Source organism: Bradyrhizobium sp. UFLA05-153 (genome assembly GCF_054185185.1).
The window spans coordinates 1-23,153 of the sequence record NZ_JBBIAM010000137.1 but is presented as its reverse complement, the minus strand read 5'-3'; the positions used below and the strand labels follow the sequence as shown (position 1 = coordinate 23,153).

Annotated in this window: 19 protein-coding genes; 5 read left to right on the top strand and 14 right to left on the bottom strand. The window is 56.8% G+C overall.

The window, feature by feature from the left end; all coding sequences use genetic code 11:
• The 8 genes from Q2941_RS43770 to Q2941_RS43735 all read right to left on the bottom strand — a co-directional run.
• Positions 1-1,847: carbamoyltransferase family protein (locus tag Q2941_RS43770; protein ID WP_458196417.1), on the bottom strand; the 1,847-nt coding region annotated here is incomplete at its 3' end.
• Between the two features lie 165 nt (positions 1,848-2,012).
• Positions 2,013-2,801, bottom strand: a complete 789-nt coding sequence (locus Q2941_RS43765; protein WP_458196418.1) for an ABC transporter permease — start codon at positions 2,799-2,801, stop codon at positions 2,013-2,015.
• Positions 2,801-3,715 carry a nodulation factor ABC transporter ATP-binding protein NodI gene (nodI, locus tag Q2941_RS43760; protein ID WP_458196416.1) on the bottom strand — a complete coding sequence of 305 codons (915 nt, stop codon included), beginning with the start codon at positions 3,713-3,715 and terminating at the stop codon, positions 2,801-2,803. Before nodI ends, Q2941_RS43765 begins: the two co-directional genes overlap by 1 nt.
• A 9-nt stretch (positions 3,716-3,724) precedes the next feature.
• Positions 3,725-5,431 carry a nodulation protein NodU gene (gene nodU, locus Q2941_RS43755; protein ID WP_458196415.1) on the bottom strand — a complete coding sequence of 569 codons (1,707 nt, stop codon included), beginning with the start codon at positions 5,429-5,431 and terminating at the stop codon, positions 3,725-3,727.
• Between the two features lie 12 nt (positions 5,432-5,443).
• Positions 5,444-6,073, bottom strand: coding sequence for a nodulation methyltransferase NodS (nodS, locus tag Q2941_RS43750; RefSeq protein ID WP_458196414.1), 630 nt, complete (start codon positions 6,071-6,073; stop codon positions 5,444-5,446).
• 14 nt (positions 6,074-6,087) lie between these two features.
• Entirely contained in the window at positions 6,088-7,449 is a 1,362-nt protein-coding gene (gene nodC, locus Q2941_RS43745) for a chitooligosaccharide synthase NodC (RefSeq protein WP_458196413.1), read from the bottom strand.
• Between the two features lie 15 nt (positions 7,450-7,464).
• The gene (nodB, locus tag Q2941_RS43740; RefSeq protein WP_458196412.1) at positions 7,465-8,124 is read right to left on the bottom strand and encodes a chitooligosaccharide deacetylase NodB; all 660 of its coding nucleotides are present in this window, start codon (positions 8,122-8,124) and stop codon (positions 7,465-7,467) included.
• The gene (locus tag Q2941_RS43735) at positions 8,121-8,714 is read right to left on the bottom strand and encodes a NodA family N-acyltransferase (RefSeq protein ID WP_458196411.1); all 594 of its coding nucleotides are present in this window, start codon (positions 8,712-8,714) and stop codon (positions 8,121-8,123) included. Before Q2941_RS43735 ends, nodB begins: the two co-directional genes overlap by 4 nt.
• Before the next feature lie 968 nt (positions 8,715-9,682).
• Between Q2941_RS43735 and Q2941_RS43730 the strand changes: the two genes are divergently transcribed.
• The gene (locus tag Q2941_RS43730; RefSeq protein ID WP_458196410.1) at positions 9,683-10,639 is read left to right on the top strand and encodes a LysR family transcriptional regulator; all 957 of its coding nucleotides are present in this window, start codon (positions 9,683-9,685) and stop codon (positions 10,637-10,639) included.
• 326 nt (positions 10,640-10,965) lie between these two features.
• On the opposite strand, the gene Q2941_RS43725 is transcribed toward Q2941_RS43730, so the two are convergent.
• The 3 genes from Q2941_RS43725 to Q2941_RS43715 form a co-directional block, all read right to left on the bottom strand.
• Positions 10,966-12,078 (bottom strand): branched-chain amino acid ABC transporter substrate-binding protein, encoded by a 1,113-nt coding sequence (locus Q2941_RS43725; RefSeq protein ID WP_458196409.1) that lies wholly within the window; start codon positions 12,076-12,078, stop codon positions 10,966-10,968.
• 144 nt (positions 12,079-12,222) lie between these two features.
• Positions 12,223-12,681 carry a MerR family transcriptional regulator gene (locus tag Q2941_RS43720; protein ID WP_458196408.1) on the bottom strand — a complete coding sequence of 153 codons (459 nt, stop codon included), beginning with the start codon at positions 12,679-12,681 and terminating at the stop codon, positions 12,223-12,225.
• A 228-nt stretch (positions 12,682-12,909) separates the two neighbouring features.
• Positions 12,910-13,128 (bottom strand): hypothetical protein, encoded by a 219-nt coding sequence (locus Q2941_RS43715; protein WP_458196407.1) that lies wholly within the window; start codon positions 13,126-13,128, stop codon positions 12,910-12,912.
• Positions 13,129-14,019: 891 nt separating this feature from the next.
• Between Q2941_RS43715 and Q2941_RS43710 the strand changes: the two genes are divergently transcribed.
• Together Q2941_RS43710 and poxB are read left to right on the top strand one after the other, a co-directional pair.
• A complete protein-coding gene (locus tag Q2941_RS43710; RefSeq protein ID WP_458196406.1) occupies positions 14,020-14,919 on the top strand; it encodes a LysR family transcriptional regulator in 900 nt (299 codons plus the stop codon).
• 98 nt (positions 14,920-15,017) lie between these two features.
• Positions 15,018-16,754 (top strand): ubiquinone-dependent pyruvate dehydrogenase, encoded by a 1,737-nt coding sequence (gene poxB / locus Q2941_RS43705; protein ID WP_458196405.1) that lies wholly within the window; start codon positions 15,018-15,020, stop codon positions 16,752-16,754.
• 70 nt (positions 16,755-16,824) lie between these two features.
• On the opposite strand, the gene metC is transcribed toward poxB, so the two are convergent.
• Entirely contained in the window at positions 16,825-18,069 is a 1,245-nt protein-coding gene (gene metC, locus Q2941_RS43700; protein WP_458196404.1) for a cystathionine beta-lyase, read from the bottom strand.
• A 945-nt stretch (positions 18,070-19,014) separates the two neighbouring features.
• Between metC and Q2941_RS43695 the strand changes: the two genes are divergently transcribed.
• Complete coding sequence (locus Q2941_RS43695; protein ID WP_458196403.1) at positions 19,015-20,106, top strand: pyridoxal phosphate-dependent aminotransferase; 1,092 nt, start codon at positions 19,015-19,017, stop codon at positions 20,104-20,106.
• 44 nt (positions 20,107-20,150) lie between these two features.
• Positions 20,151-21,185, top strand: coding sequence for an LLM class flavin-dependent oxidoreductase (locus Q2941_RS43690; RefSeq protein ID WP_458196402.1), 1,035 nt, complete (start codon positions 20,151-20,153; stop codon positions 21,183-21,185).
• A gap of 249 nt (positions 21,186-21,434) precedes the next feature.
• Here Q2941_RS43690 and Q2941_RS43685 read toward each other — a convergent pair whose 3' ends face one another.
• Together Q2941_RS43685 and Q2941_RS43680 are read right to left on the bottom strand one after the other, a co-directional pair.
• Positions 21,435-21,716 (bottom strand): hypothetical protein, encoded by a 282-nt coding sequence (locus tag Q2941_RS43685; protein ID WP_458196401.1) that lies wholly within the window; start codon positions 21,714-21,716, stop codon positions 21,435-21,437.
• 383 nt (positions 21,717-22,099) lie between these two features.
• A complete protein-coding gene (locus Q2941_RS43680) occupies positions 22,100-22,939 on the bottom strand; it encodes a HigA family addiction module antitoxin (protein ID WP_458196400.1) in 840 nt (279 codons plus the stop codon).
• Between the last annotated feature and the right edge of the window lie 214 nt (positions 22,940-23,153).

Below are 23,153 nucleotides of genomic sequence, written 5' to 3'. Positions count from 1 at the left end.
TCATCTGAAATCCGGACACCATCATCGCCTGAGAACGCCGCGCGGATCTCGCACACCGTCTCCTGCCGATCTCGTGCTGTGTGTGCCCGGACCCGATGGAGGGACGCATAAGGCGGCAATGAGACAGCGAGCGAAGTCCAATCGTCCAGCGTAACGGAGCGCTTTTTGACAAGGAACGGGCCAACGACAAGAGCATCGAGCTCGGTCGTCAGGAATGTTGCGACGGCGTCTGCAACCGAATCCACAATCGGTTCGGCATTGTTGTTAAAGGACGTATTGAGCAGAACTGCGATACCCGTCCGCTTTTTGAACTCGTCGATAAGGTCCCAGTAGGTCGGATTTGACTTGCGCGACACTGTTTGCAACCGCGCCGTACCATCAACATGCGTAATAGCGCCGAGCAAGCCGCGCTTGGACTCCTGCACGCCAACCACGAAATTCATGAAGGGAAACTCTCCCTTCCCGGCCGGGAGGTCGAAATATTCGCGTGCATCTTCTTCCAAAACAGAGGGCGCGAACGGTCGATAGCCCTCGCGCTTCTTGACCATCGCGTTTATGCGATCCTTGTTCGCTGCAGGTCGAGGGTCGGCAAGAATGCTTCGGTTACCGAGCGCACGTGGTCCGAACTCCGACCGACCCTGCACCCAGCCGATAACAGCTCCGTTTGCTATCCAGTCGGCGGCTCTGCCCGCCACATCATCGCTGTGTTCAATCTCCAGATGTCCGGCCCATGCATTCAGCTCCTGCTCCAAGGCGCGGTCCGTTCCGAGATCGGGCCCCCAATAGACCTCCTGGAGCCGCTCTCGCGGCGCGGGCTGACCTGCCTCGCAAGACATCATGAGTGCAGCACCTAATGCGCAACCAGCGTCGTGTGCCGCGGGCTGCACAAATATTTCTTCGAACAGCTCTGAATACAGCAACTTACCGTTCATGGTGCAGTTGTGGGCCACTCCTCCAGCCAAGCACAGGCGCTTCATGCCGGTCGCTTCTCGATAATGTCGAAGCATGTGAAACACTATTCGCTCCAGCGCTTCCTGCAATGAAGCACTCACATCTCGATGCTGCTGCGTGAATGGCATTCCCTTTCGACGCACTTGGATGTTGCGGAGCAACGTCGGTCCTATGCGATCCAGGTGGACACGGTAGCCGCCATTGTTGGTGAGTTCATAGAACTGCTCGAAGAGCTTGCGATATGGGGCAGGATCTCCGTAGGGAGCAAGACCCATGACCTTGTATTCGTCGAACAAGCCATATCCGAGATACCGGATCGTCTCGAGATAAAACAATCCCAAGGAGTTGCTCTCCGGGAAGCTCTCGAGTTGCCTAACTTCGGTTCCAGACCCGATGGCCACGAGACCGGAAAGAAATTCACCACCGCCATCGATTGCAAGGACCAGACTCTCCTCAAATCCGGACATTGCAAACGCACTTACCGCGTGCGCTTGGTGGTGACTGACGAATGAGACGCGCGACGGATCAACTTCGGTACTGAACTCCTGCGCCAGCATAGCCCGCAGCAAGAGCCTGGCATCCATCGGAATAGCGTTGGACGGCTGCGAAACAAAGAGGCGCTCGAGCATGGCGTTGCAGTAAGCTTCGGTCGCATAGAACGCAATGCGATCGACTTCGCTCAGTTGAACACCCGCAACGTCGAGGCAGTACTGGATCGATTGGCTTGGAAACTTGTTAGAATGCTTGACCCGATTGAGTCGCTCTTCTTCGACGGCTGCTATCACACGACCGTCGCGTACGAGCACAGCAGCGCCATCGTGAAGAAATGTGCTTGGAAGCTCAGGTCGGCATTCAAACACCTTGTCTAATCCGCCGCTCACTCCGAGACACAGCATCTTACTCTCCGTTTATTGTGAGAATACTCGATTTGGATTACCCGCCTCACGGTCGCTCGTCGCTGTATGCAGAAGCACAACGTCATCAGCCCAAGTGACCTTTGCGATGTTCACGTAGCTCCACACCATGGCGCGCGGCTTCGTCAACTTTACCACTGCGGCCTCTCAGCGCATGAGGCGCCGCAGAAGCAGTGCAACCGACAACAAGAACGGCACGACCGCATAAATGCAGAGTGCGCCAATATGAACCCCGACGCCGCCGACCGGCCGGCCAAGCATCGCCGGGCGAATGAGTTCAATCGAATGCTTCAGAGGTAACAGGCTGGCTGCGAACTGGAAGGCGGCAGGCAACTGGTCGATCGGAAACACTGCCCCGCAGAGGAACACCATGGGTGTAAGGATGAGCGTCTGGTAAAATACGAAATAGTCGTAGCTTGGCGCTAGTGATACGACGACCATCGCCAAGCTCGCGAAGACGAACCCAGTGAGAGCGATTGCGGGCAGCGCATAGAGCATGGATGGCCATGCCGCATAACCCAGGCCCGCAGCAACGATCGTAATTCCTGTACCCGCCAGCACGGCTTTGCTGGCTGCCCATGCCACTTCACCGAGCAGAATATCGCCAAGTGTAAGCTGTGTGCACAGCATTGCCTCCCAGGTCCGTTGAGTGTGCATGCGGGCGAATGTTGCGTAAATCGTTTCGAAGCTCGCGGAAGTCATCGCGCTGGTCGCAACCATGCCCCCCACCAGAAAATCGATATAGGACGTCCCGTTGACGCGACCGACGATTAGTCCGAGCCCAAAGCCAAGACCAAGCAGATTCGTCATCGGATCGGCGAGATTGCCAAGTAGCGAGGCAAGCGCAACCTTCCTCCAGGCCAAATAGTTGCGACGCCATACCGCGACCCAGTTAAATGCGTTGGCGGGCATGGCCGCGCCATAAGTCAGTCTCATCATATCTCTATCTCGCGTCCGGTCAGCCGCAAGAACACATCTTCGAGATTCGGCGGACGCTCCAAAAGGCGTAAACCCGCAGCCCCCCGCAGCTGCTTACGGACCTGCTCCAGATCCGGTGAATAGCAAAAGATGGTCTCGCCGCTTAGCTCAATACGCTGTGCGTAAGGCCTGATCAGCTCAATCGATTCGAGCGGATTGCCGCCATAGATCTCCATGACATTGCAGCCAATCTGCTCGATGATCAGCGCCTGCGGCTCGCCTTCGGCGATCTTGCGTCCTTCTTCAAGCACGCAGAGCCTGTCGCACAGCCGCTCGGCCTCTTCCATAAAATGGGTCGTCAGCAGGATCGTCTTGCCGCGCGCAAGTAGCGAACGCAGCCGTTCCCAGATCAGGTGGCGCGCGTGTGGATCAAGACCGGTCGTTGGTTCGTCCATAACGAGTAGATGCGGGTCGTTGATCAGCGCTCGTGCCAGAACCAGCCGGCGCTTCATGCCGCCGGATAGCTCCGCAACACGCGCATCCGCCTTGCTTTCAAGGCGGGCAAATTCGAGCAGTGATGGAATGACCGCCTCTATTTCACGTGCGCTCATGCCGAAATAGCGCCCGAACACCAGCAAGTTCTCGCGTACCGTGAACTCGTTCTCAAGGTTGTCGAACTGCGGGACCACGCCCACGCCTGCGCGCGCCAAGCGTGCGGATGTCGGCACTTGCTTACCGAGCACCCTAATCTGGCCGGAGTCCGGAGGCGCCATGCCGAGTATCATACGCACGATGGTGCTTTTGCCCGCGCCATTCGGTCCAAGCAGCCCGAAGCACTCTCCCGCCGCAACAGTGAACGTCAGCCCGTTGACAACGGGTTTGCCACGATATGATTTGTTTACGGCGGCAAAGTCGATCGCTACGCCCGGCATGCGTTCATCTCAGCTTGTCAAAAGCAGTTCGGACGACGGAACCTCGGCTTCGAGCGTTTTGGTCCAGAGCAAGCCGTCGCACCAGATGTGTTCGATGCGTCCCCATTTGCAGGCAGCTGCAACGTCGGGGAAGAAGCCTCGACCATGATGGTTGGCGCTAGTATTGCAGAGCAGCGGAAGGCCCGTGAGTTTCTCATATTCAATGAGCAGTTCAGCAACCTTATGCTGGGATGTTCTGCTAATCGTCTGCAATCGTGCAGATCCGTCAAGATGCACAACGGCTGGGATTCTCTCTCGCCACTCTGGCCGCGTCTGATGATCGAAGAGCATGTAAGGGTCAGGCGACCCAGGATCGAAAATGTCCGCCGCTCGGTCCTCCAAACATATCGGCGCAACCGGACGGAAGTGTTCGCGAAATTTGATGTCGTTGAGATAGTCCTTCATTCCAGGCGATGTCGCGGCGGCAAGAATGCTTCTGCCACCCAAGGCACGCGGTCCGAGTTCGGCGCGACCAGCAAGGAACACGACGGGTTTATTACTTGCAAGGAGAGCGGCAAGCTCACTTATGCTGCAGGGCGCGGCTTCCCACTCTGCTGATGCATCGCCAGCTGCGAGGGCCGGGCCACTATAGACCGACCACTCCAGCGGCACGAAACCCTTGTCCGCGACCAACGCCGAGCAAGCGGCCCCGATAGCCGAGCCACTGTCATTCGGAAACGGCGGTACCCATACAGCATCGAACAGGCCGGTTTCACGTAACGCACTGTTCCATTTGATGTTAAGACCACAACCGCCGGCTATGCAAAGATTGCGCGGTCCGGAAACGTTCGAATGCCGCAGCAAAGCAAGGCCCATCTCCCGCACGAGCAGACGCTCAAGAAACACATGAAATGATGCAAGTATATCTTCGGGGCGCTTGGCCTCAAATCGAAGTACGCTTTCGTCGAAGAAGTCGTGCGTCGCGGCAAGTGACGCCTCGGCGTCATTTATATTCGCGCGGTAGCGCCGGGCAGGCTCTGTGTCCGCCGCAAAGTGCTTCTCGTAGATCTCCCTAAACACTGTCACAACGTCTTCATCGGGCGTCCCCAAACCGATATAGGCCATCAGTTTGCCCGCAACGCCAAGGTCCCAGTTGGTCCGGCTCGCCTGCCGGTAGGGTCCGAAGTGATGGCCCGCGACGGCATAGGCATGCCCTATCATCGGGAACAGGCATTCGAGGAAGCGGGCGCCACCGGGTTTTACATAATAGAGTCGCGGAAAGATGCAGCCGTCCCACACGAGGCAGAAAGCGGGCTCTCCTGCTTTCGCAAACGGGCTCGTGCAGTATGCAGAGGCAATATGGCCCGTGACGTGTGCATAGCTCTTATAGGAGAAGCTATTGCCGTCGAGCACAAGGCCGCTCCCCTCATGTGAAGAGAGGATTCCTTCGGGGCGTTCAACATACGGCGCACCTTTGAGAGCGAGAAGCTCCGATCCACTCAGGACCTGGAATTGTGATTCGATTTCCCCGTCCCAGCCGTCGATGACGAACTGGTCAATATCGCGGGGATGAAGGCCGTATTCCGCCAATGTGAGAACAACCGTGTCGAGATTCTCGATGGCTGAGTACCGCCGATTGTTGTCGCGTTTTTCATGCTCGATGCAAAAGACCAGACGTCCATCCTCTACAAGAGCGATGGACCCGTCGTGCGTCAACTTGATGCCACAGATGCGCATGGTGCCTCAATGCTAAGGTCGGTTTTTGAATGAAACGGAAGACCCGATCGAATTCCGAAAACAAGCGAGCAAGCAGTCTTCGTTGGCCGACTCGCCTCGACATTGCACTCGTTCAACCTCGACCAATGTTTCGTTCAACATTGCGATGATCGTCTCGGCACCTGCGGCGTGTCCCCAGCCACGGCAGGTGGCATCACGCGCTGATCCGAAAACCAGATGACCATCGGGCGCAAGCATTCGCACCAAATTGCCGATCGCCGTCCGCATCTCGGCAACATCGCGGAGGTAGTAGAGCACTTCCGCCACCACGATCAAATCGAACTGGTCTGTTCTCGAGAACCGTTGAATGTCAGAGACTATCCATGTGATGTGCGACCATCGCTTCGTCCGTTGGCTCGCCCGGCCGATCGCTCGCGGCACGACGTCGACGACAGTCAGTCGTTCGCAGTGTGGCGCCAGCTTTTCCGTGAATGCGCCGGCCGCGCACCCGACCTCGAGCGCATTTGTGATGAAGCCATTTGAAAGCGAAAGCCGGAGCATTTGCGTGTGACGCTCTCGCTCGAACGGATTGCCGTCCAGCCGCCAAGGATCATCGGCAGCCAATTCTCGCTCTAACGATTGGTAACCATCTTCCAGGTTCATGAGCTGTCCACTCCTCAGTCCGCATCACTCGCCGCTGCAAGTGCAGTCGTGTCACCGCTAGACGGACGGCGCGAACCATCCCACTTGCGAACTGGCACAGCGAGTCCCGAAGGTCGGGTGGGGTCTGGTTTGGGCTCCTGGATCGCCTTAAGCGCGTGGTCTCCGCCAGACCCGAGGGCCTTGACTGATTTGCGTGAGAGCCAATCGCTGTTGCTTAGCGTACACAACGCATATGCTTTGACCGGAAGTAGCAGAAAGATATTGATGGGCGTGTGCAGAGAAAACGCTAAAAATCGCAGCTGACGAGCGCGCAAGGCTGCTACGCCGCATCGTACCATGGTCATCGATGCGATCATCAAACATGTCCACCACGGCACTGTTGCCGTGAGTGCGAGCTGCGCGATGCCTGTTACAACCGAAAGAGCCAGAAGAAGCGGGCCGATGTTTTGCCCGATAACATCTAACGTCAGGTATCGATCGAGACCGGGCAAAAGGCGCAGCCCAAGCAGCGTGTCTCGGAAAGTGCTCCTGGCCCAGCGGAGCTGTTGGCGCAAGTACGGCCCTAACTTATCTGGAACGACAGTTGCGGCGTAGGCATCCGGAACGTACTCGGTTCGAAATCCGGCCTTCAGCATGAGAATCGTGAGATGGCGATCCTCGCCGAAGTCGCTCGGCTTTCCTCGAAAGAACTGCGCCTCGTACTGATCCAGTAGCAAATCGAGGGCGGATCGTCGGTACATGGCACATGGTCCGCAGCAGCACATGACCGCACCGAAACGAGCTTGAGCTGCGCGCTCTTCGTTGCACGCCAACCAGTACTCCATGTCGATCAGCCCGGTTAGCCAAGTGTCGCTGCGGTTGCTCGCTGTCAGCTGCCCCATGGCAGCACCGATACCAGTATCCTGCATTCTCAGTGCAAGCTTCCTGACCACATCGCTTGCAAGTATCGTGTCCGAATCGACGTTGAGCACCAAATCTCCGGATGAGCGCCGGATCGCGGCAATCTGTGCTTTACGTTTTCCAACGTTCGTCCGCAGGAGAATAAAGTTGAACCTCGGATCGTAGGCATAGGCATGGTGGACGGGTGCCACGTCCTCCCGATTTCCAGAGCCATCATCAACCACATAGACGCGCAGCTGCCCGACGTAGTCTTGGCTTGCAATGGATTCTAAGCAGGCCGACAGCGTACCCGGGTCCTCGTTGAAGCATGGTACGATCACATCCACACTCGGCATAGATTCGGGGTGGACTGCATCTGACGGCACCGAAGACACTGGTGTCGGCGAGGCATGGAACGCCTGCACGGTCTTGTAGACCGCGGAAAGCAACGCATAAGACGAGACGACGACAGTGCTGGTTGTGGCAAGCAGGTTCATGAGACGCCGATTTGTTCAGTGAAGTTGGGGAAGCGGGCAGATCGCGAAACCGCGATCACGCAGGGCTGGAATAAGTTGGGAGAGTGCCTTCAGCGTCTGGTTGCGCAGACCTGAATGAATGCCCCGCCCCAGCTCATCGGGCGGGCATCCATCGTGCAGGAGCACAATCGCACCTGGGCGGACAGATGTTAGCACTGCGCCAACGATCGCATCGACGCCAGGTTGGGACCAGTCGCGCGGGTCCACCGACCAGTGGAGGGCCGCCAGTCCGGCCTTCGCTGACTTGGCCAGCACCTCTTCGGTCCAAATGCCATACGGTGCACGCAGGTGTCGCACCGCAGCCTGAGGACACACGCCCATGATGGCCCTACTCGCCGTCAGTATTTCATACTGCACTTCGTCTGGTTCGCATTTTGACAGATCCGGATGTGTCATCGTGTGGTTTGCGACCTCATGCCCCTCCGCAACCATTCGGCGGATTAGCTTCGGCTCATTCGCAGCGTACGTGCCAAGAACGCAGAACGTCGCCGGCGCGTGGTATTCCGCCAGCACATCGAGAATGTCCGGCGTGCAAAATGGATTAGGCCCGTCGTCAAACGTCAAATAGACGTTGTGGCGGACGGTATTCCTGGCGCGTTTGCTGTGCGCTTCGAAGGAGCAACTTGCGGCTTTCACAGTTCTGGCCCATTACGCTCGATGATTGTACCGGTGGGCCACTCGCTCATCGACCGCGCTATAGGGAAAACGACGAGCAGCGCGTCATCGACGCGAGTTGGCGGCAAGTTGGTATAGATATCGGGAAGCGTGGACCGCACGCGAATGCCCGGGACGATTGTCGCCAAGCCGGGGAGGCCGAGTAGCCTAAAGATATGATTTTCGAGTTCTTGTCGAACCGTGCCGAACCCGAAGGGAACGCCAAGCTGCTTCAGCACGGGATACATCACGCGCATGGAATGAGAGATTCCGAGTCCCTCGAGATCCGGGCGTACCGCGTACAGTCCAAGTTCAGCCACCAACAGATCGATTTCGCCGACCTTGATGAACCGCCGCAGCGCGCCGATATGAGCCGCCACGCCGTGATCATCGTAGCCAATGACACGGAGCTCAGGTCTAGCGCCGGCCCAGCTTCGATTGCCTTCAAAGGGCTGTGCGTTGAACGCCCCGGTCGGACCGTAAGCTTTTCGAAAGAACTCAGAGATTGCGACGTGGTCGGCAAGTTGTAAGTCATTTTCCCAGCACGTCCTCCATTGGAGTTGAGGGCGCATGAAAGACTCTCCTGCTTCTTGCTGCGTTCCTGAGGCACGCATCAGGCGAGCAACGAACAGCGTGGCGGTGCTCGTTCGATGGTGTCGCCAGCGAATGGGTATGATGTTGACTTGTTGACGGCGTTTAAGTTCGACCGCACGGGGAGCAAGTCTTTTTGGATATTCCGGATCTCGTGGGGGCCGTAGCTAACCGTCGCCGTCGTGTCCGGGCTGGTCGCAATCGGCTGTGTTACAGGTCGTGCCCTGTCTACTATCTTGCATCCTAGTTTTCGTTCATTGCCCCCGAACGCCCATTCTCCGCGACGGCTCTGTGCAGCACTCACGCTATCGAAGGACCAGGCATTTACCCAATCATATCGAGGTAGACGCCCCCCATTGAAGGGTATGTAGAGACTATACGTTGGTTTAAACCGCGCTCCTGACGGCATTGTTGAGCGACGTGCAGTTGCCATGTGAGACGACGCTATTGTAGAAACTCGCTGGCACGGGCGAAGAAGCCGCAACTCCGCTGCACACGACGTCACGCTCCTCTCGCCGCACAGACAATATGCTGATCGCGCGGTTGGAAAGCGGAACACGACGATGTTAGCCGCGGCTTCATTTGCCTCGTCCAATATCTGGCACTGACCTTGATGAACGCGACGACTTTGGTGCTGCTCATTTGCTTTCTTGGAACGAGCATGAGGGCTCGCCGCGCGTGTGATCGGCGATCGCTCGCACGAGCGGTTAAGACTGGAATCGATGCCCTGTTTTCGGATGTGACAATGCCATGACGGACGTCCTGCAAAGGTGTTGCGCGCAGCCGCGGACGAAGCGCCATCACCAATGTTTGCGATCTGCGGTGCCACGCTCTGCTTCTCCGAAACGTACGCGAATGGTCAGGAACTGGAGATTTCCTAACCGGCGCTGTGCTAACTGGTAAAATCGATTGTTTGGATGATAAACATCTACACTGCGGATAGGTGACTATGCGTTTTCGAGGACTGGATCTGAATCTGCTCGTCGCGCTCGATGCTCTGATGACCGAGCGAAACCTCACGGCGGCAGCTCGCAGCATCAACTTGAGCCAGCCGGCCATGAGCGCGGCAGTTGGACGCCTGCGCGCGTATTTCAAAGACGAGCTCTTTACGATGAAGGGCCGCGAACTTATTCCAACTCCACGTGCGGAAGCTCTCGCCGCCCCAACGCGCGAGGCTCTGCTTCATATCCAATTCTCCATTACGTCCAGGGATACATTCAAGCCGAGTGACTCCGACCGGCGCTTCAGGATCTGCCTGTCGGACTTTGCTACGATCGTGTGGTTCCGAAATGTCGTGGAGCGTGTTGCGCGAGATGCGCCCGGCGTCAGATTCGAATTGATGCCTCACGCGGACCCGTTCGATCACCCTCTCCAACGCGGCGAAATCGACTTTCTTATCGTGCCCGAATTATACATGTCGGACGCGCATCCCAAAGCGACCCTTTTTGACGAGACGCTTGTGTGCGTCGGATGCCGCTCGAACAAACAGCTATCGCGGCCACTCACATTCGATAAGTACATGTCAATGGGCCATGTTGCGGTCAAGTTCGGGCGCTCTCGCGTACCCGCCATAGACGAATGGTATATGCAAGAGCACGGCCTCAAGAGACGCGTTGAGGTCGTTGTGCAGAGCTTTAGCTTGATCCCTCCCATGCTACTTGGCACCAACCGAATAGCGACGATGCCCCTCACGCTTGTGAAGTATTTCGCAAAGATGATGCCGCTGCGGATCACGACACTTCCGCTACCGCTTCCAGGCTTTACCGAGGCCGTCCAGTGGCCCTCCCTTCACAATACTGATCCAGCAAGTATCTGGATGCGCGAGGTTTTGCTGCAGGAGGCAGCCCGCTTGGTTCCTCCGCGCGCAGAAAACATGCCGAGGGCCTCTTGCAAACCACCCTTCTAGCTAGAGACACAGCTGTAGATGTTTCGGAATGACAACCGCGGTTCGTAAGCCGCTCTCACGCGCAAGAATAGTTGGTTGATGACAGTGACTCTCTTGTTAAGACAACGCGCCGTGGCTTTGCTGACGCCAGCTTGGCCATTCATTCCTATTCCCCTCAATGCACCCGGCCGCCGGTTGATCGCGTCGTGTCTTTTGGCTGACTTCGTTTGCCATTCTAGGATTGCGTCATCGCCCATTCGCAACACGCTATTGGGCGAACGATTGATCAGATCAGATGGCGAGCTTGTTGATATGCCGGTTGTTGGTTCGGTCACTTGATATCGGAGCTACTCGACAATCTCGATTGTGTTGTCACGCCAACGATTAACTACGAAGCCGGGAGACGCATTGTCGCCTTTAGCATCGAACCGAACTTGGCCAACCACGGTCTCAACGTCTTGCGAGCGAAGTGCTTTCGCCACGCGCAGAGCGTTGAAGGAGCCAGCACGCTTCACCGCTTGAGCCCACGCTTGCACGGCAGCATAGGCGTAAAGTGTGTAGCCTTCCGCAGACTGCTTTGACGCTTTCAATCTGGCTACGACGTCGACGGCCGCCGCGTTTTTGGTCGCGTCTGGCATGAATGTGAAAAGCGTGCCGTTTGCGGCATCGCTCGCAATCGCCCAGAATTCGCCGGTCATCAGCGGATCGTTAGCCATGACAGTGAGACGAGCTTGTGCGTCGGCGGCTTGCCGTACAATCAAGCCAATCTCCGCGTAGTAGCCACCACCTATATAGGCGATTTCGATTCGTTCCCTCTTCATCCTTGATACCAGCGCCGTGTAATCCTTTTCGCCGGCCATGTAGCTTTGCCGCATGATATTCTGCAGTCCCGCGTCCTGAAGACGAGACGCAACGATATCTGCTATGCCCTTGCCAGCGGTGCTCTTGTCATCGAGGATGGCGATCTTGCTCTTGGAATAGTGCCGGAGGATATAGTCGGCGGCTACCACGCCTTGCTGGTCGTCACGGCCGCAGATCCGAAAAATCGTCCTGAGACCTCGCTCGGTCAGCTGCGGATTGGTTGATCCGGGCGAAATCTGAATGATTCCCGCTTCAGCATAAACGTCGGAGGCGGGAATTGAGGAAGAGGAACAATAGTGGCCAACGACCAGCCTGACCTGGTCAGCCGCCAGCCGATTGGCTACTGCGACGGCCTGCTTCGGATCGCAGGCGTCGTCGGCAACAGTCAATTTGATCTTGAGTTCGGGAAGCAACCCGGAGGAGTTCAAGTCATCCACGGCCGTACTAGCGCCGAAACGCATCTGAGCACCAATCGCAGCATTGCTTCCCGTCATAGGTCCGGCCACTGCAACGTAAACATCGTCAGCGGACGCGACCGAGACCAACACGGAAGCCAGGACCGCTGCACCGGCAACTGAACTCATGCGAATGAATGCCATTTGAGGCCCCTGACGTTGGTTGCTTTTGCGGCAAGACTCGCTCCCGCTTTCCCACCTTGGTCGCGGCTATTGATGCTCGCATCGGAACGTCGCGCTGTCTGACCGTTCGTCCGCGCAATTCAATCGTTCTTCCTGCCACCCCTACTATCGATCCGCATCATCGGGAGCGCGTGCCCGCCGGCGCGCCTGACCGCAGCCCTCTCGCGACATTGCATCAAGGCGGGCCGGTAGTTCGTCCACGCTGACATCCGATTCCGTATTCTTGGTGATGTTGCGCAACCGATCGCGCAACTTGGTTGCGCGCGCGACCTGAATCTCCGCTCGTTCCAGTTGCTCGCTCAACAGGTCAGGAAGCGAAGTTCTTCCCTCCATCGCTTTCCGTATCTCATGAAGAGAGAACCCGAGCTCGCGAAGCGCCAGAATGTGATAAACCCTCCTGACACTTTCACAGTCGTAAATCCGGTGACCACCACCCGTGCGCTGCGAGGCGGCGAGCAATCCCGTATGCTCATAATGACGTAGCGTGCGCACCGTCACGCCGGTCGCCTCCGCAAGTTCGCCGATGCGTCGCCAACGACGCCTGAGTACTGTAGGTCTGGTCATGTTGCTCAGTTCACAAACCTACAACCTAACGTCACGTGAGGTTCAAGGGGTTTTGGCGGTCCGCAGAGCTTGTCGCCAACTTTTCGATCGCAATATCGAACTTCGCCTTCCGGGGAGCGCCTCAGCAGGCAGACAATGACATGCAAAATGCAAGCAACCACACTGCGGCGCTGACGTCGAATGACCCCGTCATGAATCTATCCAAAGAAGAATTGAACCTCTGCTCGACTAAACGGCAGACGCAATGGCCATCATCAGCTTCTTTAGGAGGATCAATTCGTCCTCACCGGCGGCTGTACGTCCAAGCACAAGCTTAGCGATCTCCGTTCGATTGATGGGAGTTCGCATACTTGCCGGTAGCGCTGCCACCGCCTCATCAAAGATCCTTCCTAAGGTGGAAAGGTCTTCCGGATCAAAGACACCACCTCGTACCTTCAACACTTGCACCGTCTCTCCTGTCAAAAATAACACCGGCGGCTCGGCTCCTTGCAAGGGCGTTTGTCTGCGTTAGGGCAGAAAGAAGACCGACCTGCGGCGCGCGACCATGCGCAGGTCGATTTGTCGCTCGATGCAACATGAATGCGCACTGGCGCGATGAAGGCATGCAAAGGCAATATCGACGGGATTTTGCGGCTCAATCTACATGGCGGAGTGGTACATCCCCTAGCGCAGTGCATCCCCATCAATCGTCCACGATATTTATGAGCGGAGATTGCGCGATCATTCATCGCGCAGCCTCGTTTTTTTTCAGCACCTCGCGGACATTTTGATTTTGCTCGCCGCGAATCGCCCTGCTCTTGATGGACGAGCCGAAGATTGAGCAGTTATCGAGCACCTGACGCGCTAAGGCATGCAATGCATTTCGGCCCTGAAACACAAGGCGGTATACAGCGGAATTTGCTCGATCTATCAATCGAGTCAGGGGACGTACTGGCCTTTCCAGCACGGCCACAACTGCGTGCCGATTGTTCGATCTGACCCGTCCATTGATTGTCTTTAGAAAGAGACGATGCGCAGAGAGACGATCCGCGGAAGTTAAGTCACCAGGCGCGCTCTGGTTTCCCGATTGCATTCAAACAGAATGCTGCTACTAGCGGACCGCCTGCAGTCTTGTTGAGCGGCTCACGGCTTCTCCGCAAACCGCAAAAGCATGAACGATATGTAAGACAACTCGTTCAGAACGGAAAACCGCTCTCAGCGAGCAAGAACAAGAACACAGTTTTTCAATCTGGCGGAGCCGTGCCGTCGCGGACCGACCGGTGCACGGGCCTGGCGCGGGCTTACGGGTCCCTCTCGAATGAATTGATTGACTAGAGTCTATTCAGTTTTGGAATTCACATGGAGCTTCGGACACTACGCACTTTCGTGGAGGTCGTACGGCAAGGCGGGTTTTCCAAGGCCGGAAAAGTCGTATTCGCGACCCAGTCGACCGTCAGCAAGGCGGTCAGGCAGCTTGAGGACGAGATTGGCGTGCCGCTGCTTGATCGGATCGGCCACCGCAGCAAGCTTACTGCGGCCGGCGAAATTGTTTACCGCCGTGCGATCAGGATATTGATGGAACGGGACGATCTGATTTCCGAGCTCGGCGATTTGCGCGGTCTAAAATGCGGCATTCTCAAGCTCGGCCTTCCACCGGTGGGTAGCGGCACGCTGTTCGCAAAGCTATTTGCGATCTACCGCGAACGCTATCCAGGCGTCGATATCCGGCTCGTGGAGTACGGAAGCGAGCGGCTCGAGGAGGTTTTGCTATCAGGCGAGATCGAGCTTGCGGCCTCGCTTCTCCCCGTATCGGAAGGCTTTGAATGGCAGGACGTCAAACGCGAGCCGCTCACTGTTTTGCTACCGGTTAACCACAAGCTTTCACGGTGCCGATCCCTCGATCTTCCGGCATTGCGAGAGTTGCCGCTCATTCTCTTCGAAACTGGATTTGCATTGAACCGCGTGATTTTGGACGCCTGTCAACGGCACGGTTTCGAGCCGCGGGTCGTCGCGCGTAGCAGCCAGATTGATTTTATCGTCGAGCTTGCTGCGACCGGCATGGGGGTCGCCTTTCTGCCACGAATGATCGCCGAGCAACGCAAGCATCTTTCGATAGCCCGGGTGCCCCTCGAAGAAGCCGATACGGACTGGCACATTGCAATGATTTGGCGCCGCGGCGCTTATCTGTCGCATGCCGCGAGGGCCTGGCTCGATCTGGTGGCTGGCACGCGCGGAGGTGATCATTCCGGCAGCGACTGAACCGCAGTCGAACAATTCATTTCCGCCATATCGCGCCGCGACGTAGATACGTCTGCGAGGCGTTCGCGCTTCGCTAAGCCCCGGACGAGACATGCGTCATGGCACAGACTGTCGCATATCAGTTCGCCAACACTCTTGCTGAGGTGGGGGTTAGGCGCATCTATGGAATCGTCGGAGATAGTCTGAATGGCCTCACCGATGCGATCCGCCGACAGGGACGCATCGAATGGATTCACGTCCGGCACGAGGAAGTGGCTGCTTTCGCGGCCGGTGCCGAGGCACATCTGACGGGCGAGCTCGCGGTCTGTGCCGGAAGCTGCGGGCCGGGCAATCTACATCTCATCAACGGCCTGTTTGATTGTCATCGCTCGCGCGTGCCGGTGCTCGCGATCGCCGCACATATTCCTTCGGCAGAGATCGGTGCCTCGTATTTCCAGGAAAGCCACCCGGAGATCCTCTTTAAAGAATGTAGCCACTATTGTGAGCTGGTTTCTGGGGCCAATCAGATGCCACGCATCCTTGAGGCAGCCATCCGCGAGGCTGTAGGAAAGCGCGGCGTTTCCGTTGTTGTCATTCCTGGTGACGTCGCGCTTCGTCCTGCGATCGACGCGCCACGGCCCAAGCCCGCTAGTTTGCGGCCTCCACAGCCGGTGGTCCTGCCGACGACCGCCGAACTCGATGGCCTAGCTGCAATGTTGAACAGAGCTCAGCGAGTGACCGTCCTTTGCGGCTCCGGCTGTGCCGGTGCCCATGAACAACTGCTGGCGCTTGGCGAGCGGCTGAAGTCACCGATCGTGCATGCCTTGCGCGGCAAGGAGCACGTGGAATGGGACAATCCTTACAACGTCGGCATGACCGGGCTGATCGGTCTTTCTTCGGGCTACTACGCCATGGCCGATTGCGACGTTCTTCTTATGCTTGGAACAGACTTTCCCTATCGCCAATTCTATCCTCAGGGTAGCGGCGTACGGATTGCGCAGGTTGATATACGTCCGGAACATCTAGGTCGCCGGGCGGCCGTAGACCTGCCAATGGTCGGCGATATCAGCGCAACCTTGACGGACTTGCTGCCGCGTCTTGATTCCAAGCCGAATGATGAGCGTCTCAAGAAAGCGCAACAGCACTATGCTCGGACCCGCAAACAGCTGGACGGACTAGCCGAGATCAGGCCAGGTAGCCAGCTCATCCATCCCCAACAGATCGCAAAAGCAATCAGCGACCAGGCGGCCGACAATGCTATTTTTTCCTGCGACGTCGGCCTGCCGACCGTCTGGGCCGCTCGCTATTTGGCGATGAACGGTCAACGACGGCTCCTCGGCTCATTTTGGCACGGTTCAATGGCCAACGCGATGGCGCAGGCAATCGGGGCACAGGCCACGTATCCCCACCGACAGGTGATTTCTCTCTCGGGCGACGGCGGTTTTACGATGTTGATGGGCGATTTTCTGAGCCTGGCACAACTTAACTTGCCGGTGAAAATCGTCGTCTTCAATAACGGTGCGCTAGGCTTCATCGAGCTCGAACAAAAGTCGACTGGATTTCTTGACTTCGGGACCAAGCTGCACAATCCAGACTTTGCCGAAATTGCCAGAGCCGCTGGCGTGTATGGGGTGCGCCTTGAACATCCCTCAGAGGTAGAGGACGGCATCGCCGCAGCGCTCGCGCATGACGGACCAGCTTTAATCGATGCCGTTGTCAATCGGACCGAGCTCGCCGTGCCGCCTTCCGTGACGATGGAGATGGCCAAGGGTTTTTCTCTCTACATGCTCAAGGCGATCATGAATGGCCGGAGCGACGAAGTCATTGATCTTGCCAGGACCAACCTCTGGCGATGAGCCAAGGAAAACGTGTCGCGCGCGTTGCACGTACCGGGCTGAACAAGCGTCAGCGCCGTGGTCACCAGGGCTAACTGACTAGTTGGCATCGACTGTCGACTTCGATCACTTCCGGGCACGCGATGCTATCGACTGCAATGTCGCAGGCGACGTTCAATGCATTGTGCAAGTCCGCGATCAACTCGTTGGAACTCTCCAGGCCCGCGTGGATGCGAATCAGCGGTCCTGCTAACGGAAGCGCGGCTTCCGTTCGCTTTGGTGGCTCGACGAGCAACGCGAGACTCTCGTACCCGCCCCAGGATAGACCAATTCCAAAGAGGCGCAGGCTGCTGAAGAGAACCGAAAGTTGCGGCCGCGACATTGGTTTTAGAATAATCCCAAAGAGTCCACTGGCGCCCAGAAAATCCCTCTTCCAAATGGTATGGCCGGGATCGTTGGGAAGGGCGGGGTGCAACACTCTATCGACAGCTGGATGCGTCTGCAGGCTTTGCGCGAGAATGAGGCCATTTTCCCAATGCCGATTCATGCGCAAACCTAGAGTACGCAATCCCCGCAGTCCCAGATAGATGTCATCTGGTCCGCCAATTTCGCCGAAATGCTGCGCAGTTGACTTCAGCGCGGGCCACGCCGCTTCATTCGCGGTGGCAACGCCAAGGAACGCATCGGAATGGCCAACGATGTACTTCGTCGCAGCCTGGATTGAAATGTCGACCCCATGATCAAATGGCCTGAAATACAGAGGTGTTGCCCACGTATTGTCCATGATCACAAGCGCGTCCGATTGATGTGCAATCGCTGCGAGTGCCGGCACATCTTGAACCTCGAAGGTCATGGACGACGGCGATTCCAGATAGATGGCCCGTGTATTCGCGTTGATCTTCGCTGCCAGTTCTGACGGCTCCGTCGGACAGAAATACCGTACTTTGATCCGCAGCGATGCAAGAACGTCGTCCGCGAAGGCTCTAACAGGCGCGTAAACGCCGTCGCTGATCAGAACATCATCCCCCGCCTTCAAACAAGCAAGCAGCGAGTGAGTGCAAGCAGATTGCCCGGATGGAAAGAGAATCGACCGAAATCCGCCTTCTAGTTTGCATACGGCGGCCTCAAGCGCGCGAGACAGGGGCGTGCCAAAGCGACCGTAGCTAGGATGGTCTTTGTTCCGGGCATCCCAATCCTCCAAGGTTTCCGAAACAATGGTAGAGCCACGATAGATCGGTACATTCACCATCCCAGCATGTTCTGCCGGCGCACGACCGAGGTGACAAAGTAGAGTTTCCGTGTCTCGTACGACTTTGTTGTCGTTCAAATCCTTCATGACAAGTTCTCTTCCGTCGCATTCCGCCCTGGTCGTGGCATGTCGCCGCACTGGAGTCACCAGCCCTGCGTCGGCTGCATTGCAGGTGCAACAACAATGCCAATCTTGGGCAATTCGACTGCGGCTGCATGTCGGTGGCGTCTCTTGAGCGATGAATGAAGATCCAATACGACTCTGAGCTAGTGCGTTCGCGCAACTGCGATGAGTGGATCACTTTTTCTTTGACCAGATTATTTGTGGCTTGGCGGTTTCGTCCACCCTTACCGCGGTCGAATCACGTTGTAGCGAGTGAGACACATTGTCCGAAGACTATCGAAACCCCTTGAAACGAACGTAAGGTCAAGTTGTACACTACCAGAATTGGTGGGGCATCGGGGCCTTCGATGACGTTCGAACGAGGATTGTGAATGTCTCAAACGCAGTTGTTTGCGTCGCGCCAGTCCGCCACCCGCCTCGATCACTTTGGAGGAAGTGCCCGGGAGCATCTGTGTGTGTCCGCGGGAGAGCAGCCACGCTATCACGGCCCCCATGGGGCGGACATGCTTGAGGTCCGCCGTTGCCGACCAGCAGACACTGTTCTGTCTGAATTCACCGCCGCCAGCCTGCATCGACAAATCGATGTGGTACTCCAGTCCCGTCATGAGCCTTCGCTGGGGTTGAACAGCAATCCAAGCAGCGCATTTTCCTCCGCTTGATACGCAGAAGCGCATTAATCCGACTGGATAGCCCTCGCAAAACACGATCAGATCTACACAAGTTGCAGTTTTGTTGTACACTTCATGCAACTGTTAGGATCTCCATCTAAATACGGATGAAGCCCCGGGCCAGACTGTGAAGAGGCAAGTCGGCCTGTTGGTGCGCAAGCACGTGAGCCAAGCACCAGAGTGTCACTCAAATCGGACAATCACCATGCTCAAAACCCATGCTTTTCGACGGAGCGACCACATGTCAGACGCAAGGCTGCTAAGCGCACTCTCGTCCCTTTCACACGTGGCAAAACAGCTAGACGTTCCGCCGCCCGCGCCCGCAGTGCTTGACGCAGATTGCACCAAACTCAACATGAACGAGAATCCATTCCCATTACCGGAAATCGTCAGGCAAAGCGCGATTGCGGCCCTTGAGCAGCATTATTTGTATCCGGAAGATGACAACGCTGGCTTGAGAGAAGCGGCTGCCTGTGCCTACGGCCTCTCTGCCGATCAGGTGATTGCTGGGAACGGATCGTCTGAACTTCTCGGTCTCATCTACAAAGCGTTCCTCGCTCCAGGTGACACCGTAGCGATGGTATCGCCGGGGTTTTCGTTCAACCGCAAGCTCGCCATGTTGCACGAAGCTCAATTTCTGGAGGTCGGGTGGGGTAAGGCCCATTCCCTACCGACGCACCAACTGCTTTTCGGTCCAGCCAGAGACGCCAAGTTCATCGTGCTAGCCAATCCCAACAACCCGACAGGAACATTCGTTCCGATCGCCGATATCGAAAGGCTCGTAGCGCAATCGGATCGACTGATCGTCCTTGACGAAGCGTATGTCGACTTTGCGCCTGATAACGGACTACGGCTCGTTAACCGCTATTCAAATGTTCTGCTGCTGAGGACTTTCTCGAAAAGTTATGCCACCGCTGGCCTTCGCATCGGCTTCGGCTTCGGTCACCCCGAGCTCGTTGGCAGGCTTCGTACCATGCAGAACCTCTTCAACATGAATGTAATTGGTCATGCGGTCGGCGCGAGCATCATTGCACATCGAGCCTCATTCGAGGACAACCATCGACGGATCGTTCTTGAAAGGGAGCGAACGACAATTGAGCTATCAAAACTTGGGTTCACTATACTGCCCTCCCAAGCCAATTTCGTGCTCGCCCGCGTGCCTGAAGGACAGGATGGCACCTGGTGGCAAGCCGCGTTGCAGAGGCAGAACGTGCTTGTTGCCTTCTTCCCCGAAAACGGTCTCGAGAATTTCGTTCGCATTACAATCGGCACGGAACGGCAAATGGATACGCTTCTCTCAGCCGTCAGTGACATTTCGGAATCGTCACTCTGAAGCCAAGCCGATAGCTCTCCCGCTGCAATTCTCGAGGTGATCAAGTGAACAATACCTTTTCCTCAACACTGGCGCTCGGCATCTTCGATCACCTGGACGCGGATGGTCGTGATCTCGCCAAACAATATGACGATCGCCTTCTGCTCGCCGAGGCATGCGATCGCCTGGGGTTCTATGCTTATCATCTAGCTGAGCACCACTGCACTCCACATGGCAGAAGCCCCTCACCGAACCTGTTCTTGTCTAGCGTCGCACAACGCACAACCCATCTTCGCATCGGCCCGATGGTCATGCTGCTTAGCCTTCATCATCCGCTACGGGCATTCGAAGAGGCCTGTATGCTGGACCACTTGAGCGGCGGCCGGCTTGAGCTTGGGATCGGACGCGGCTCCCTGCCGGTTGAATTGGGATATTTCGGGGTCAGTGCAGATGCGGCACCAGCACGTTATGCGGAAGCCAGCGAAATTCTTGTTAAAGCCATGCGAGGTGGCCCCCTCTCCTACGATGGCGGCCATTTCCAGTTGGACAACGTTCCATTGATGCTAACACCTCATCAGCGGCCACACCCGCCGACATGGATCGCCGTAAATCGCCCAGACTCGGCTAGCTGGGCCGCTGAGATCGGCGCGAACATCGCCAGCGTTGGACCTTCATCATCCGTTCGAAAGGTAACTGACGCATACCGCTCGCATCGAGAGCAACGCTCTGACGCGAATGGTCAGTCTCCGTTTCTTGGCTTGCTTCGGATGGTCGTGGCTGGCAATTCCCAAGCAGACGCTTATTCACTCGCAGAGCCTGCTTATGATCGATGGCTCGACAGCTTCAAGTTCCTTTATGATCGCAACGACATACCGACTCCATCAAACCTGCCCTTGACCTTCGATGCAGCAATCGAGAGTGAGTTGTGCGTTGTCGGCACGGCCGATTCGGTACGACAAACTCTCCTTAATCATCTGGAAGAGGCGGGTGCCAACTATCTTCTTTGTCAGCTCGCATTTGGGGACCTTCCCTTAGATGCTTCATTGAACACCGCAACCGTCATTCGGTCTGAACTCGTTGCGGGCGTTGGCCAAACATGAGGCCCGTCGTCCGGCGGTGGAGATCGAATGGTAAGACGGGCAGTGCACGCCCATCGGCCGCGGCCTGATACCACTGCGCCACTAGCGACCTTGCTTTTCTCGCAATCGTCTTTGGTGAATTCGTTGGATTGCTTTCACGGATGTGCGCACGAACGACGCATTGGCTTCGTCGATGAGTTTTTTGATTTCAAGGTCGGGACGGTAATTCCGCATTGCAATCCCGTCCTTCAGTCACGGAGCGTTAATGGGTTACGCCGCGTCCTCCGCGGCTTCCAATTCGGCCAAATCCATCGTGAAGTCCAAAACGATCTGGATCGGTTCCGCCTCAGGATGTGCATCGTTGTAGCTGTCAACATCAGTTTTCATCTGCCGACAATCCCCGACGATGCCGCGTCGACGATGCTGGAAGGACATCAGCAGGTGGTCGCGCGGAGCGGTTCGGATGTCGTCCCAGATCATCTCCGTCTGCCCCTCGGTCTCGAGAGGTGCGGGGTGCAACAACCGAACACGGCGCCCCTTGCGGTCCGTCATGTATTCCTCGCGCATGGCCGATGCGATGTCATCAGCGCACCGCCTTCGAATGGCCGCGGCCGGTAACTCCCATCGCCCCGTGGAGATCGCCCAATCAGCGATGTTCTTCAGAGGTCGGCCAGGACAGGCCTTCCAACCGATACTCGTCAACAATACGCCGCATCTGCTTTACGTAAGTCATGGGTTAACTCCATAACCATCAGTCATCGCAGTCTGAGTGATGATGTGCCTAATTCGCGGCTGGTGCTTTTTGAACAGGTCCCACCTTTTAGTACGTCGCTGTATCTGCCCTGCCACGATCCCCGGGTGCCGCCGAACAATCTGCGCAAAACCGAGCATGTTTTTCTCGGAAAACATTGGATTGTGCCGCAAGATAAAGTCGTTCATTGCGCTAAAAGGAACACAGTGGTTTGCCGCACTGCGGTTGGCGACCTTTTCGCTTTCGTCCTCGAACTCACCACCCTCCTCGAAGTCCTCGATGATGAGGGTATCCTTCCCTGATCGCCTTTGAGCGTAAGACCGATGACGGGCGACCTGTTCTGGTTGATCCAAAAGCAAACGCCCTGAATTTCAGAACCGGGGATGGGCTCCACAATGACAAATCGTACCCCGCACTCAAGCAGGATGCGCGGAACGTGCCGAATTTCCTCTGGTTCGACCATGAGTTTTTCTAGTTCGGGAATCTTGGTCCTCAGGGTCGCACCCGAGAAAGGTGGCGCCTGTAGCGCAGAAGCCAGTTGATTAACCCGAAAGATCCACGCCCATTGATGCGCAGTCACTTCTCGCCCGTAGTTGCGACGAGCCGCGTGCTGAAACACGATAGGATCATCAACAGAGTTGATCCCAAAGAAACCCAGCACATTTTGCTCCAGATCAATAGCCGAACCAGGCCGGATCCAGCCTCGCTTGCACATTTCCCGAACTGGAAAGCGCTCGCGGAGCTTCGCAGCCCGAGCAATCGTGTCGTCGCGTGGAGGCACGTTTGAAAGTTGCCACGCCGTTTCCAGGTTCATCCAAAACTGTGGGGACGTTCCCAGCGCAGCAGCGAGATCCGCCGCCGTTTCGGGCGTCACGCTGCGCTTTGCCAGAATGATGTCATTTACGAGCTTCTGGGGCCTTCCGAGAATTTCGGCGAACTCCGTTTGCGTCCACCCTCGTGCCTCGAGCTCGTCTGCCAAAAATTCCCCGGGAGGAAATACTTCGGCGGCTACCCTGTGTGCCATCTCGATCTCTCCTCTTAGTGGTAATTCTCGATGCCAATGACTTTGACCACCTTCATGGGAGCCTCCCCGATTAGCTCCACGATCAGGCGCCACTTCTTGGTTAGGCGCATTGATCTCTGATGGGACCGGGCGCCTTCTGGGCGGCGGCGATCAAGGTGAGAACTCAGCGACAATCAGGGTGAGACTGCGCCGATGGGGCCGGACCGAAGGGAGG